Annotated in this window: 11 protein-coding genes and 1 pseudogene; 4 read left to right on the top strand and 8 right to left on the bottom strand. The window is 55.6% G+C overall.

Translation table 11 applies throughout. The annotated features are described in order from the left end of the window. Positions 1-72 precede the first annotated feature (72 nt). Entirely contained in the window at positions 73-291 is a 219-nt protein-coding gene (locus COO59_RS20780; RefSeq protein ID WP_133158592.1) for a hypothetical protein, read from the top strand. A 55-nt stretch (positions 292-346) separates the two neighbouring features. On the opposite strand, the gene COO59_RS06200 is transcribed toward COO59_RS20780, so the two are convergent. Then, positions 347-730, bottom strand: a complete 384-nt coding sequence (locus tag COO59_RS06200; protein ID WP_103059034.1) for a RidA family protein — start codon at positions 728-730, stop codon at positions 347-349. A gap of 156 nt (positions 731-886) precedes the next feature. Next, positions 887-2,266, bottom strand: coding sequence for an ATP-dependent RNA helicase DbpA (dbpA, locus tag COO59_RS06195; RefSeq protein WP_103058935.1), 1,380 nt, complete (start codon positions 2,264-2,266; stop codon positions 887-889). A gap of 296 nt (positions 2,267-2,562) precedes the next feature. On the opposite strand from dbpA, the gene COO59_RS06185 reads away from it, so the two are divergent. Beyond that, entirely contained in the window at positions 2,563-2,922 is a 360-nt protein-coding gene (locus COO59_RS06185; protein WP_103058933.1) for a TehB family protein, read from the top strand. Between the two features lie 79 nt (positions 2,923-3,001). Here the strand turns inward: COO59_RS06185 and COO59_RS06180 are convergent, their stop codons facing one another. The 6 genes and pseudogenes from COO59_RS06180 to COO59_RS06155 all read right to left on the bottom strand — a co-directional run. Beyond that, positions 3,002-3,988, bottom strand: coding sequence for an ABC transporter substrate-binding protein (locus COO59_RS06180; RefSeq protein ID WP_103058932.1), 987 nt, complete (start codon positions 3,986-3,988; stop codon positions 3,002-3,004). 36 nt (positions 3,989-4,024) lie between these two features. Then, the gene (locus tag COO59_RS06175) at positions 4,025-6,094 is read right to left on the bottom strand and encodes a TonB-dependent receptor (RefSeq protein WP_240614099.1); all 2,070 of its coding nucleotides are present in this window, start codon (positions 6,092-6,094) and stop codon (positions 4,025-4,027) included. Positions 6,095-6,347: 253 nt separating this feature from the next. After that, positions 6,348-7,106: an iron ABC transporter ATP-binding protein gene (locus tag COO59_RS06170; protein ID WP_103058930.1), complete on the bottom strand. Its 759-nt coding sequence runs from the start codon at positions 7,104-7,106 to the stop codon at positions 6,348-6,350. Then, positions 7,103-8,029: an iron chelate uptake ABC transporter family permease subunit gene (locus COO59_RS06165; RefSeq protein ID WP_103059033.1), complete on the bottom strand. Its 927-nt coding sequence runs from the start codon at positions 8,027-8,029 to the stop codon at positions 7,103-7,105. The genes COO59_RS06170 and COO59_RS06165 overlap by 4 nt, the downstream gene beginning before the upstream one ends. Positions 8,030-8,096: 67 nt before the next feature. Beyond that, a complete protein-coding gene (locus tag COO59_RS06160; RefSeq protein ID WP_103058929.1) occupies positions 8,097-9,056 on the bottom strand; it encodes an ABC transporter permease in 960 nt (319 codons plus the stop codon). Between the two features lie 176 nt (positions 9,057-9,232). Then, positions 9,233-10,168: pseudogene (locus COO59_RS06155) on the bottom strand (siderophore ABC transporter substrate-binding protein); the annotation flags it as partial. Between the two features lie 357 nt (positions 10,169-10,525). On the opposite strand from COO59_RS06155, the gene COO59_RS06150 reads away from it, so the two are divergent. Together COO59_RS06150 and COO59_RS06145 are read left to right on the top strand one after the other, a co-directional pair. Beyond that, entirely contained in the window at positions 10,526-12,712 is a 2,187-nt protein-coding gene (locus COO59_RS06150) for a TonB-dependent siderophore receptor (RefSeq protein ID WP_103058927.1), read from the top strand. 343 nt (positions 12,713-13,055) lie between these two features. After that, positions 13,056-14,723, top strand: coding sequence for a ShlB/FhaC/HecB family hemolysin secretion/activation protein (locus tag COO59_RS06145; protein ID WP_103059032.1), 1,668 nt, complete (start codon positions 13,056-13,058; stop codon positions 14,721-14,723). The last annotated feature ends 4 nt before the right edge of the window (positions 14,724-14,727 follow it).

The raw sequence follows: 14,727 nt of genomic DNA, 5'->3' as shown, positions 1-14,727 counted from the left end.
GACCTCCCTGAATTAACATAGCTTACCGCCAGCATTTGGCTTTAGCGGCATCATTGATTTATGGGGTTGTTTATGGCTGTTGTAGCAGATAAAGCATCGTCACCCGTTTTGTCTTCGGAAGAGTGGGGTCGCCTTGGGCAGTGGTCAACGCTGTTACGTGAACTGCTGAAGGGAAAAGGGGAGATGTGGAGCGTGGCCGATGAAGCGCTGTTTATCCGGTTGCAGACCGCGTTGCATGCGGCGGATGAGCACGGCGCATGCGTGAAAAAGGTTACGCCGCAGACGTACTAACCATCTGCACCGGGCAGACGTCCTGAACAGGACAAGGCCCGGTTTTGATATTCGTTTAGTGATTCAGCGCCAGAATCGCCTCTATCTCTATCGTAAGATCGGGCGAAAACAGCTGGCTCACCTGCACCAGCGAGCTGGCGGGCAGATGGTCGCCATAGTTGCGGTACAGCACCGCTCGCAGGGCATCGATCTCGCTTAGCGAGGTAACGAAAATAGTCACTTTCAGCAGCGCATGCAGCGACGTTCCTTCGTCTTCGGCAATCAGGCGCAGCTGGCGAAAAATCTCTTCAGCCTGCGTCGCGATATCCGCCTGTTGCGCCGCGCTGCCAAACGCCGTCAGCCCGGAGATATAGAGCGTTTCGCCGTGACGGACCGCATGTACGTAAGGGCCTTTTATCTCACCCAGCCGTGAATAATTTTTTCTCTCAGCAATTCCCATAATTTTCCCCTGGACATGATGGTCGTTATGCCAGCTTAACAGCATAGCCGTACCTTTGCTGCCGCAAGGAATAAATCGCTTAAAGGGAGTGATAAACAGAAGAAGGAAGATAAGCGGCGGGCGCGCTTTTTACGAATAAAAAGCGCGCCGCAGAGGTTATTTCAGCAGGATAGCGCGACAGCTTTTGCCTTTGATTTTGCCCTGTTTAAGCTTAATCAACGCCGCCTTCGCCTGTGCGGCGGCGATAGCGACATAGGCGTGCGTCGGGGTCAAATCAATCTTGCCGATCAGATCGGCGCTGAATCCCGCCTCGCCGGTTAGCGCGCCGAGAATATCGCCCGGACGGATTTTCGCCTTGCGGCCACCGTCGATACACAGCGTCATCATGGCGGCGGGCAACGCCTGCTGCGGCTGATTTTTCAGCGCAGCCGAAGAGACCCAGTTCAGCGTCTGCTGTAAATAATCTTCCAGCGCGTGCGCTCGCACCATCTCATCCGGCGCGACAAAGCTTACCGCCGTGCCCTGCTCACCGGCGCGTGCGGTACGGCCGATACGGTGAACATGCACTTCCGGATCGAAAGAGAGCTGATAGTTCACGACCATTGCCAGCGCTTTAATATCCAGCCCGCGCGCGGCGACGTCGGTCGCTACCAGCACCCGGCAGCTGCCGTTAGCAAAGCGGATCAGCACCCGGTCACGGTCGCGCTGCTCCAGATCGCCATGCAGCGCCAGCGCGCTGATATTGCTGTTCTCCAGCGCGGCGGCAATATCGTCGCACTCGCGTTTGGTATTGCAGAACACCACGCAGGAGGTGGGCTGCTGCTGACTGAGCAGGGCGATCAGCAGCGGTAATTTTTCCCGGCTGTTCGCTTCATAAAAATATTGCTCGATGGTCGGCAGCTCGGTGACATCTTCCGTGGCGATGGAGAGCGCATCACGCTGAAAACGCTTGCCGATGGCGATAATGCCGTGCGGCCAGGTGGCGGAAAACAGCAGCGTCTGGCGCTGCGGCGGCGTATGGCTGACGATCGTTTCCATATCTTCCAGAAAACCCATCTCCAGCATCCGGTCAGCCTCGTCCAGCACCAGCGTGCGCAGCTGAGAAAGATCCAGCGTTTCACGCTTCAGGTGATCGATAATACGGCCCGGCGTACCCACCACAATATGCGGCGCATGTACCAGCGAGTCGCGCTGTGCGGCAACCGGCTGGCCGCCGCACAGCGTCAGGATTTTTATATTGCGTGTAAAGCGCGCCAGGCGACGCAGCTCATTGCTGACCTGTTCAGCCAGCTCACGCGTAGGACACAGCACCAGCGACTGGGTCTGATATTGCGCGGTATCAATATGTTGCAGGATGCCCAGCCCAAACGCAGCGGTCTTACCGCTGCCGGTTTTTGCCTGGGCGCGCACGTCACGACCGTCAAGAATGGCGGGCAGGGCGGCGGCCTGAATGGGCGTCATGGCATCGAAGCCCATTTCGCGCAGGTTATCGAGCTGGCTGGCGGGCAGTTGCGTCAGGGTGGAAAAAGCAGTCACGGGAAAATCTCTAATCAGGCAGGTTTGCGGCGCTCAGTTTAACAGAAGTTCAGCGGGCCGACAGTAAAAGGCGCAGGCAGGTTGTGTCTGGCGGTATAAACTTTAGCCAGCCGCAAGAGAGTGTCAGTGCTACAGCGTATTGTCAAATCGACGATTTTTAGCCGCGTCTTTTTAACAATTTTGCGTAGCGGGAAGATAACTAACTCAATGATAAAAATAGGGTTAATCAGACTGGCACAGGGGTTGCAATAGAAAGAACCATGAAAGATTAAATGAAAATATAAGAGGATCTCATCATGACACATCGCATTCCTGAACATTTCGTACATACCCGTTCCACCCCGTTTTGGAATAAAGAGAGCGTGCCGCGCGCGCTGCTGACTCACCACAACACCAAAAAGGGTGTTTATGGCCGTCTCTCCGTAATGCAGGGCGCGGTGAAATATTATGGTTTCGCCAACGAGCATGATGAAAAGCCAGAAATCGAAGTGGTGATTGAGGCGGGGCATTTTGGCATTAGCCCACCGGAATACTGGCACCATGTAGAAGTGCTGACCGACGATACTTATTTTAATATCGATTTCTTTGCCGATCCGGCAGAAGAGCTGAAAGGTCAGGGCATCGGCCAGGTGGTGAACACCCATAAAGGCGAATAATCTCAAACGTTAAGCGCGCTCCGGCAGGCGAAGATCACGCCTGCCGAACAGCCCGGCATCCCGCAGGCGCTATCAAATTTTACTCCGGCAGCAAAATAGCCTGGATCTGTTTATCGCTTAAAGTCATGCCAAAAAAGTCGTGGTAAAAACGCCGCGTTTCCTGCTGCATATCAATATCCTGAAAGCGCTGCGGATAAAGCGTTTTCGCCAGCCATAGAAACTGTAACGCCTCTTCGCTGGTCTCCCGGCACCACCAGAACATCCCTTTGGGATTCACATATACCCGATGTTTTTGCACCGCCGCGATCCCCTGCCACTGCGCAGAGCTGCGGATAATCTCGGCGTCGCGTTTATTCATCGCCACAATCACATCGGGGTTGGCCTGTGCCACCTTCTCCAGCGGCACTTCGCCCGCGCTGTTTTTCTCCTGGCTAAACCAGTCCGCCGCCACGTTGCGCGCGCCGGCTAAATCCATCCAGTCCTGATTCAGCGAGGGACGACCGGTAGTGGTCAACGCGCTGCCCATACTGTGATAAACCTTCAGCCGCTGGCTTTCCGGCAAATCTTTAAGGCGATCCTGTACCAGCGCCACATTATGCTGAAAATAACGCTGATAGCGCTGCGCCACCTGCACCGCATCCGGCCCCAGCGCCTGACCGCTGATCATGACGCGATCCACCAGCGCCTGCATCGAATTGGCCCGCAGCGCCAGCACTTTTACCCCGGCCTGTTGCAGCACGCCGGGCTGCGCGATCGACATATTTTCCGGCAAAAACAGCAGCTGCGTACGTAGGGCGATAACCTGCTCCGGGTTGATTTCATGACTGCTGGTGACGCCAATCACCGGCACTTGTTCAATCGCCGGATAAAACTGACGAAACAGCGGAATACGTTTGGCGACCGCTGAGGTGCCGACAATATTCTGACCATAGCCCAGCATGGCGATAATGGTGTTTTGCGCCGGCCACGGCGTGGCGACGCGAATATCATTATGCTCAGGCGCGGCAAATAGCAGCGACGGCAGCAGCAGGCAGGCCAGCAGAGCGGAGGGAAGGGATAATTTCATCATATTCCGGCGCGCTGAGACAGCGCGCCGCTCCGGTTAGAAGTCGAAGGTTACCGAGGCGCGGACTTCACGTCCGGCCCCCGGAAACGCGCTGGATGCGCCGCCGTTGCCATCGGTATCGGTGGCAAAAATAGAGGCCCAGTAGCGTTTATTGGTGACGTTATTCACGGCGATGCGGAAGGTGGTCGGCAGCCGATCGATTTTCGTGCTGTAGCGTGCGCCGAGATCGAGCGTGGTATAGCTGGCGGCCCAGCTGGTATTGGTGGCGTTGGCGGCGCGACGGCCGGTGTAATGGACATTGGCGCTGTAAACCAGCTGCGGCATTGACGGCAAATTATATTCCATCAGCAGGTTCGCCTGGGTTTTCGGCACGCCAACCACGCGTTTATCGCTGGTGCTTGCGGAGGCGGTTTTCTTCAGCTGCGGATCGAGGAACGTCACGCCGCTGTAGATATTCAGGCCCTGCCAGAGCCTGCCGGTCGCCGTCAGCTCCAGGCCGTTATTCACCTGATCGCCCTGTTCCTTATACATCATGTCGCTGGGATCGACCCAGGCAAACGGACGTTTCAGGCGGAACAGCGCCGCGCCAAGGTTCATTACGCCTAAATCGGCCTTCAGGCCCAGCTCATACTGCTCGCTGCGATAGGGATCGAGCGTCTGCCCCTCATTTTTTACGCCGACGCCGGTGGGCGCGGTGCCGCCCTGTTCCAGCGAATCGGCGTAGCTGATCCAGGCCATCAGCGTTGGGGTGATGTGATACATCAGCGCCACGTTAGGGCTGAGGCCGTTTTCATTAACCTGACTGGTTTTACTGTGCTGTTTGTCGAAGCTTTGCGTTTCCAGCCAGCTCTGGCTGAGATAAAACATCGCCGACCACTGCGGATTAAAGGTCAGGGTATCGCCCACCGTGATGCTCTGCTGGCTGTTATCGCTGGATTTATAACGGGCGCCATGTTTATTAATTTTGCCATCGCCCGGCTCTTCCAGCGCGGAAGGGTTATTAATCGATGAAGAGCCAAGGTTATAGGTGGTGCCGCTATCTTTCGCGCCATAAATTGACCAGACGTAGCCGCTGGTGGCAAAGGCGAGATCGTGCCCAACGCTGCCGGTATCAACATGACCGTTCAGCGCCAGGCTATTGCTCAGCACGCGGAAACGGCCGGCGGCGCTGGAATCGCTGATGGAGCGGCTAAGCGTGCCGTCATTATCCGCCAGCTTATTCGACAGGGAGCGCATGGCGCGATCCGCCTGTTGCCAGCCCACGCCCGTGGTTAACGACCAGTCCTGATTAAAATAGTGGATCAGCCGGATGCTGAGCGTATCGGTGGTTAAATCGTTGCCCGCGGTTGGCAGCGCGAAATTTTTATTTTTGGGATTCGGCGCGGAGGGCAGATTGATGGTCGGGCCGTAGCTGAAGCCGCCCGCATAGCCTTTCTGTAAAAACTCATAGTGGCTGGCGTTCAGCTGCAGCTGCGTGCCCGGCTGGATATTCCAGTCCAGCGCCAGTGAAACCAGCCTGCGGCGCAGCGTGCTGTCATCAACGCTGCCTTCGCCATCCTCATCCAGCAGATTCAGGCGATAGCCGAAGCGGTTGTCCCGATCGAAATGTCCGCCTAAATCAATGTGTCCGCTATAGGCGTTGCGGCTTTGGTAGCCGAGCGTGACGCGGTGCAGCGGCTCGGCGGTTGGGCGCTTGGCGACAAAGTTAAACTGTCCGGCCGGGCTGGCGGGGCCATACAGCGCGCCGGTCAGGCTGTTCAGCACGTCCAGCCGCTCCAGCATCTCTACCGGAAAGGCGGTGGTGGCGACCATATTTAACCCATCGAGTCGGCTGTTCGCCACCACGCTGCCCTGCATCCCACGGCTTTGCGGACGCCCAACGTCCATGCCGCCGCGCGCCTGCATCTGCGTATCGGGCGCGTATTTCAGCAGGTCGCTGACGCTTTTCGCCTGCTGATTTTCGATCATCGGCTGCGTAATGGTATTGCTGGACCAGGGCGTATCCAGCCAGCTTTTATTACCCAACGGCCCCACGTCAAGATCGGAGGTAACAAACCCCGCGCCTGCGTTGTCGGATGAGGAAGAGGCTGCGGCGCTGACCACCATCTGTGGTTTATCCGCGGCGGGTTTAGCTGCGTCGGTTGCGGTATCCGCTAAGGCGAGCCCAGGTAAAGCCAGCAGCAAAGCTGTAAAAGAAGCGCTGTTCATTATTTGCCCATCGTCATATAAAGGTTTATATTACGGTGGCGGAAAGTAGCACCTTTTGATTTTCATCACACTTTATTTTTTTAGGTAAATTTTCGTATAGAAAGCGTAAGCAGGCGCTTTCGCCCGCACGCAGCGGGCAAAAGCGGGAAGATTAGCGATAGTAGATAGCGATATGCTGGCCGCGCAGGTTTTCGATATGGACCTGGGTATCGAAAATCGCCTCGATAATTTCCGGACGCATAATCTGCTGCGGCGTGCCGCGATAAAGCACCTCGCCCTGTTTCATGGCGATGATATGGTCAGAATAGGCCGAGGCGAAATTGATGTCATGAATCACCAGGATAATGGTTTTATGCAGTTCATCCGCGGCGCGGCGCAGCTGTTTCATCATGGCCACGCTGTGTTTCATATCCAGATTATTCAGCGGCTCATCCAGCAGCACGTAATCGGTGTTCTGGCACAGCACCATCGCTACGCAGGCGCGCTGACGCTGGCCGCCCGACAGCTGATCCAGATAGCGGTCTTTCAGCGGCAGCAGATCCAGAAACGCCATGGCCGTGACGATATGCTGGCGATCGTCTGCGGTTAACCGCCCTCTGGACCAGGGATAGCGGCCAAAGCCGACTAAATCCTCCACCGTCAGGCGGCTGGTAAAGTGGTTTTCCTGACGCAGCACCGACAGCACTTTCGCCATCTGTTCGTCGGGCGTTTTCGCTACTTCCAGGCCGTTTACCCAAACGCTGCCGCTGTCCGCCGTCAGCAGGCGGCTGATCACCGACAGCAACGTTGATTTACCCGCGCCGTTAGCGCCAATAATCGAAGTGATGCCGCCCGCCGGAATGGTTTCGCTGATGCGGTCCAGCACCTTACTGTTTTGGTAGCTTTTACAAATCTCTTTAACTTCAATCACACCGCAGCCTTTTTAATTAAAAACCAGAGGAACAGCGCGCCGCCGACGAACTCAATCACCACGGAAAGCGAACCGGCCATATGCAGCAGCCGCTCCAGAATAACCTGACCGCCGACCAGGGTAATGATGCCCGTCAGCACTACGCCGGGCAGCAGGTACTGATGGCGATGCGAGCCGATAAGCTGATAGCTCAGGTTCGCCACCAGCAGGCCGAAAAAGGTCAGCGGCCCTACCAGCGCGGTAGAGAGCGCCACCAGCAGCGAGACCAGCAGCAGGATTAGCGTAACGCGTCGCCGCCACGCGACGCCCAGCCCAATCGACATATCGCGTCCCAGCGCAATGACATCCAGGCTGTGGCGCATTCGCCACACGATAAGCGCCACCGCCAGCACCGCCACGCCGGAAATGGCGATAATCTCCGGCGCTGCGCGGGTAAAGGTGGCGAAAATACGGCTCTGCAAAATGGCGAACTCGCCCGGCTCCAGCAGCCGCTGCAGTAGGCCGGAAATGCTGCGAAACAGCGTGCCGCACACCAGGCCAACCAGCAGCACCATATGCAGATTGATACCGATCCGGCCCAGCAGCCAACGGTAAAGGAAGGTGGAAAACAGCACCAGTATCGCCGCCTCACAGATAAACTGCCCGGTAGTGCCCAGCATCTTCAGGCCGTTAGCATCGATAAAAAAGATCAGCAGCGTCTGGATCAGAATAAACAGCGTCTCCAGCCCCATTACCGAGGGCGTCAGGATGCGGTTGTTGGTGACGGTTTGAAACAGCAGCGTGGCAATCCCGGAGGCAAACGCCACCAACAGCATGGTGGCGAGAATCAAACTACGATGTACCAGAATATAGCCAATATTGCCGCCGAGATTGATGGTCATAAACAGCACGATGAAGGCCAGCGCCAGCGCGCTTAATCCCATCAACCGTTTAGCTGGCGTGGCAAAACAGAGGCGAAGCGAACGCCGCGCCGGACGGCGTATGGAACTGTCAGCCTGCATAGCGGCGGCTCCTTAAAATCAACAGCAGAAAAATCGCCGCGCCCAGGCAGCCGAGGATCACGCTGACCGGGATCTCCCACGGGAAGCTAATCAGACGACCAATAATATCGCACAGCACCACCAGCCCGCCGCCGCACAGCGCTACCCAGGGGATAGTACGGCGCAGGTTATCGCCGATCGTCATGCTGACCACGTTGGGCACGATCAGGCCGAGAAAGGGCAGCACGCCCACCACCACGATCACCACGCCGCTTATCAGCGCGATAATCGCCATGCCGAGGAACACCACCTGGCGATAGTTTAGCCCGACGTTAACCGCGAACTCCCGGCCCATGCCGGCCACGGTAAAGCGGTCGGCGATAATGCAGGCCAGCACCGTTAATAGCCCGGTCAGCCACAGCAGCTCGTAGCGACCCTGCAATACGCCGGAAAAATCGCCCGCTTCCCAACTGCCCAGCGACTGGAGCAGATCGAACTCCATCGCCAGAAAGGTAGTCACCGCGCTGAAAATCGCGCCCAGCATAATGCCAGTGAGCGGTACCATCAGCGGCGTTTTAATGCGCATCCGCTGCAGCACCAGCAAAAACAGCCCGGTGCCCAGCAGCGCAAACAGCGTGGCGACCACCATTTTGACCATCACCGGCGCGGCGGGATTCACAATCATCACCAGCAGCAGGCCCAGGCTGGCGGATTGCGTGGTGCCGGCTATTGAAGGCTCAACGAAGCGGTTCTGCGTCAGCATCTGCATAATCAGCCCGGCCACGCTGACCGCGCTGCCAGCCAGCAACAGGGCGAGCGTGCGCGGCACGCGGCTGAGGAAGAAAACGTCGCGCACTTCCGCGTCGCTCCACAGCCGGAAAAACGTGACGTGGCTAACGCCGACAAACAGACTCCAGGTCATCAGGCCCAGTAAAATAACCAGGCCCGCTACAAAGCTGAAACTCTTCATTACGTGGTTAATTACTCGCTTTTAGCACTGTCCGTTTCAGCATTGGCACTGTCCGTTTCGACGCTGGCGTTTTCCGTTTCAGCACTGACATTTTCCGTTTCGGCTCTGGCGCTTTCCATCGTGGCGTTAGCGCTGTTCATTGCGGCGCTGGAACTCTCCATTGTGGCGCTGGCATCGTTCAGCACGGTGCTGATGTTATCCATCAGACGCGTGTAGCTCTGAATGCCGCCGGCGATATACAGCGATGAAGAGTCAAGGTAGACGATATGTTTGTTCTGCCAGGCTTTGGTTTTATGAATCAGCGCGTTATCCAGCACCTGCTGAGCAGATGCCCCTTCGGCGCGGCCAATAGCGCTGTCGCGATCCAACACAAACAGCCAGTCCGGATCGGTATTCATAATAAATTCGGAGGTCACTACGTTGCCATGTTTGCCCGCCTGGGAAAAGGTGGCCGCGGGCTTAAAGCCCAGTTCGTCGAAGATAAAACCAAAACGGGAGCCTGGCGCGTAGGCAGACATTTTGCCGCCGCTCACCATGATCACCATTGCGTTGCCGGCATGTTCAGATTTTTCGCGCAGCGCGGCGATTTTCGCCGTAAAGGCATCAGTCAGCGCTTTCGCTTCTTGCTGCTTGTTAAAAATCTCGCCCAGCTGCTCTACGCGTTGGGTCAGGCTCTGAGTAAAGTGTTTGGCATCCACGTCCAGCGCAATGGTTGGCGCGATAGCGCTGAGCTTATCGTAGGCGTCATGGGCGCGGCCGCCAGCGATAATCAGGTCAGGTTTGGCGTTGCTGATGGCCTCATAATCTGGCTCAAACAGCGTACCGGCGTTCAGGTAAGCGTCGCCCTGATATTTCGCCAGGAAAGAGGGCAGGTGCGTGCTGTTTTTCGGCACGCCGGCCACCGGGATATGTAACGCATCGATGTTATCCAGCGTAGCGGGATTCAGCACCATCACTTTTTGTGGAGACGGCGCAATTTCGGTTGTTCCCTGCGCGTGTTCAATTTTAATGGTATTGGCTGAAGCGGTGGCTTGCGCAGTAGTGTCATCACATCCGGTGAGCGCTAAGGCAGAGGCCAGAATCGTAGTGGTAAAAACGGCAGATAGACGCATTTTCTCTCCTGAAAATGTTAACAGATAGATGGTGACTGGTAATGCATATGATTCGCATTCTTGATGCGGAACCCGAATCATACCGCCGTCTCGCCAGCTTGAACAGCACTCTGTTTTCTTTCGCTAATAACGGAAAATAGCAGGATCGGATAACGGAATTCTCCGCTGTTATCGATTATTTATTAACACCCTTTTGTTTTGTAATGCTTTTTAAAAGCAACCCGGAATTTTGCGCTTTTTCCCCGCCGTGAATTATGGAGATTTTGTGAAGATTGCGTCTTGCAGAGTGTAATGAAAATAATTATCGTTATCATACGCATCAGAAACATTCATATACATTTGTCAGGGATTAGTAGCATGATTAATACAAAATCTTTCCATATGCGTCCTTGCGCGCTGTTATTGCTGCTTTGCTTTAACGGTGTCGCCCAGGCGGCCGATGAAACACCGGCAGACGAAGGCGTAATGACGGTGCGCGCCACGGCAGAAGAAGAACTCAAACAGCAGCCTGGCGTTTCGATTATCACCGCGGAAGACATTGAAAAAAGCCCGCCCGTAAACGATCTCTCCGACATTATTCGTAAGATGCCCGGCGTCAACCTGACCGGTAACACCGCCAACGGCAGCCGTGGCAACAACCGCCAAATTGATATTCGCGGTATGGGGCCAGAAAATACCCTGATTTTGATTGATGGCGTGCCGACCACGTCGCGCAACTCCGTGCGCTACAGCTGGCGCGGCGAGCGCGATACGCGCGGCGATACCAACTGGGTGCCGCCGGAAATGGTGGAGCGCATTGAAGTGCTGCGTGGGCCGGCGGCGGCGCGCTATGGTTCCGGCGCGGCGGGCGGCGTGATTAACATTACCACCAAACGTCCGACCACCGACTGGCACGGCAGCATGTCGCTGTTTACCAACCAGCCGGAAGATGACAAAGAAGGGGCGACCAAACGCGCTAACTTCAGCCTTAGCGGCCCGCTGGCGGGCGATGCGCTGACCATGCGCCTCTACGGCAATCTCAACAAAACCGACGCCGACGCCTGGGATATTAATCATGCGCAGAATGGTTCCTGGGCCGCCGGTCGCGAAGGGGTGCGCAATAAAGACATTAACGGCCTGGTTTCATGGAAACTGTCGCCATCACAGATCGTTGACTTCAACTACGGCTACAGCCGTCAGGGCAATATCTACGCGGGCGATACGCAATACAGCAACAGCAATCTCAGCCCCGGCAACCTAATCCAGGATCTCTACGGCCACGAAACCAACCGCATGTACCGCCAGAGTTATGGCATCACCCATAACGGCATTTGGGACTGGGGCCAGTCTCGCCTGGGCTTCTACTACGAGAAAACCAACAATACCCGACTGCAGGAAGGCGCGGGCGGTAAAGTCGAAGGGATGATTAACGGCACCACCTATAAAACCAGTCGCCTGGAGAACTACCGTACCACCGGTGAAATTAATCTGCCGCTGGATCTGCTGGTGGAGCAAAACATCACGCTGGGCGCGGAATGGAACCGTGAAGAGCTGAATGATCCAGCTTCCAACTCGATGCTGAACGTCGGCGATATTAATATTGGCGGCGTTTCTGGCGATCCTGCCAGGCGCAGCAGTAAAAACAGCGCTGATTTAAGCGCCGTTTACTTTGAAGATAATATTGAGCCGCTGGCGGGCACCACCTTGATTCCCGGCCTGCGGCTGGATCATCACAGCAAATTTGGCAACAACTGGAGCCCCAGCCTGAATCTGTCACAGGAGCTGGGCGACTATTTCAAGCTGAAGGCGGGCATTGCGCGCGTCTTTAAAGCGCCCAATCTTTACCAGTCCAGCGAAGGCTACCTGCTTTCTACTAAGGGCAACGGCTGTCCGCTCGGTATTGAGAGTCAGTGCTACCTGATGGGCAATGACGATCTCAGCCCGGAAGTCAGCGTCAATAAAGAGATCGGTATTGATTTCACCAACGAGGGCTTTGATGCCGGTATTACCTGGTTCCGCAACGATTATAAAAACAAAATCGTTTCCGGCACCGAGCTGGTTGGCATCGCCAGCAACGGCTATCACGTGCTGCGCTGGGAAAACGGTGGCAAGGCGGTGGTGGAAGGGCTGGAAGGCAACGTGGTCATTCCGGTGATCAAAGATACCCTGAGCTGGCGCACCAACGTTACCTATATGATCACCTCGGAAGATAAAGAGACCGGCAACCCGCTGTCGATTATCCCGAAATATACCATCAATACCATGCTGGATTATCAGGTAACCGATAAGCTCTCTGCGAACGTTAACTGGACGATGTACGGCCGCCAGAAGCCGCGTGAATATGCGGAGAACAATAATGAGCAAAAAAACGGCATGTCTGATAAAGAGATCGGCGCCTATTCTCTTGTTGGTTTTAACGTTAACTACGACCTGATAAAAGATCTGCGTCTGAACGCCGGTATCAGCAACCTGTTGGATAAACGTGTTTATCGTGAAAACGCAGGGGCTTCCACCTATAACGAGCCGGGTCGCGCTTATTATGCTGGCGTAACCCTTTCTTTCTGATTCGCTAAAATTCAGCGCCCTGCAAGCCTGCTTTAATAGCAGGCTTTTTTTTATCGATACCCGAAAAACTTAACGCAAATAGTTTAGTAATGGCACTATTTCCTTAGCAGAAAAAAAAGAGGAACTATTATTTGGCTAACGTTAATTCCGCTTACTGGCGAGAATTCGTTACGCTGCGCGGTTAAGTAAATAAATTATTTGTGTTAATAACATAATAATTTTTCCGCTAAGCCAAATTATTAAAGATTTGTCTTTTTTTCAGACGTTGCTGAAACTTTAATTGTTTAGCTGTTATTCTGTGCAGCTGAAAAATAAGATTAATCTCATTCACCAGTTACTCATGATGATGGCACAGGCAAAGAAAATAGTGGCGCTGGCCGCCGCGCTGGTACTGTTTAATGCGCATGCGGCACCGCTTTCGCCTGCGGAACGCAATCAGGTTGAGTTTGAGCAGCAGCAGCGGCTGCAGCAAAACCAACAGCAGCGCGAAGAATTACAGCGCAGCACCGAGATGCGTTTACCTATTAACGTAGCCCCCGTAGAGGCGTCGGGCGGCTGTATCACTATTCAGCACATTATTATTGAACAGGCTACGCTGCCCGGCGAAAAACAAAAACAGCGGCTGATCGCACCTTATTCTGGCCGTTGCCTTGGCATGCCGCAAATTAATCAGCTGATCCGCGATGTTTCTCAGTGGTATATCAGCCGGGGCTATATTACCAGCCGCGCCTTTATTACCGAACAGAATCTTGCCAGCGGCCAGCTGCGTATTACCGTGCTGGAAGGAAAACTTCAGGCCATTTATCTGGACGGCGGCGATTCTCGCCAGCTGAGTATGGCGTTTCCCGGTCGGGTCGGCAAGCTGCTTAATTTGCGTGATATTGAGCAGGGTATGGAGCAAATTAACCGGCTGCGCACTACGCCAGTCCAGATTGAAATATTGCCCGGCGATAAGCCCGGCTACTCAATTGTTAATTTAACCGCCACGCCGGAATTTCCGCTTACCAGCACGCTGAGCTTCGATAATAGCGGGCAAAAAAGCACCGGCGTGGGCCAGCTTAATGCCTCGCTGACGGCCAACAACCCGTTGGGCCTGGCGGATAAATGGATCATCGGCGGCGGACGCAGCAGCGCCTTTTCCCACGCGCGCGATGCGCAAAACTTTCAGGCGGGCGTCAGCGTGCCTTACGGCTACGGTCTGTTCGATTACAGCTACAGCTGGAGCGACTACCGCAGCACCATCAATAACAACGGCTTTAACTGGCTATCGCATGGCGACAGCCAGGCGCACCGTCTGACCGGCTCCTGGGTCGTTTTTCGCAACGGCGAGATAAAAACCGGCCTGATGGCGGGGCTTAGCCAGCGCAGCAGCCATAACTGGCTGAACGACACGCTATTGCGCAGCAGCAGTCGCCGCCTGACCAGCCTCCAGCTCGGCATTAACCATACGCAAAAAATAGCGGGCGGCGTCGCCACCTTTAATCCGCTCTTCAGCCGCGGCATGCCCTGGTTCGATGCTGAACATGACGGCGGAAAAAGCGGCAGTCTGCCGAAGGCTGAGTTTCGTAAATGGAGCCTGAGCGCCAGCTTTCAGCGCCCCATTACGCAGGATCTCTGGTGGCTGACCAGCGCCTATGGGCAGTGGTCGCCGGACAGGCTGTACGGCAGCGAGCGCCTGACCCTCGGCGGCGAAAGCTCGGTGCGCGGCTTCAAAGAGCAATATCTCTCCGGCGATAACGGCGGCTACTGGCGCAACGAACTCAACTACCGCCTGTTCACCCTGCCGTATATCGGCGAAGTAAGCGGCACGCTGGCGCTGGATGGCGGCTGGCTGCAAAAGGATGCGCGCGATCCCTGGGCGTCCGGCACGCTGTGGGGCAGCGCCGTCGGGCTTGGCAGCCGCAATCGCTACGTTTCCACCCGGTTTACCCTCGGCGTTCCGCTTAGCTATCCCGGCTGGCTGGCGCCGGATCGTCTCAGCATTAACTATCAGGTCGCTTTCGTTTTTTAAGAGG

Source organism: Mixta theicola (genome assembly GCF_002895925.1).
Taxonomy (GTDB): domain Bacteria; phylum Pseudomonadota; class Gammaproteobacteria; order Enterobacterales; family Enterobacteriaceae; genus Mixta; species Mixta theicola.
The sequence above is the reverse complement of the archived record's forward strand: the minus strand, read 5'-3'. Positions and strand labels throughout refer to the sequence as shown.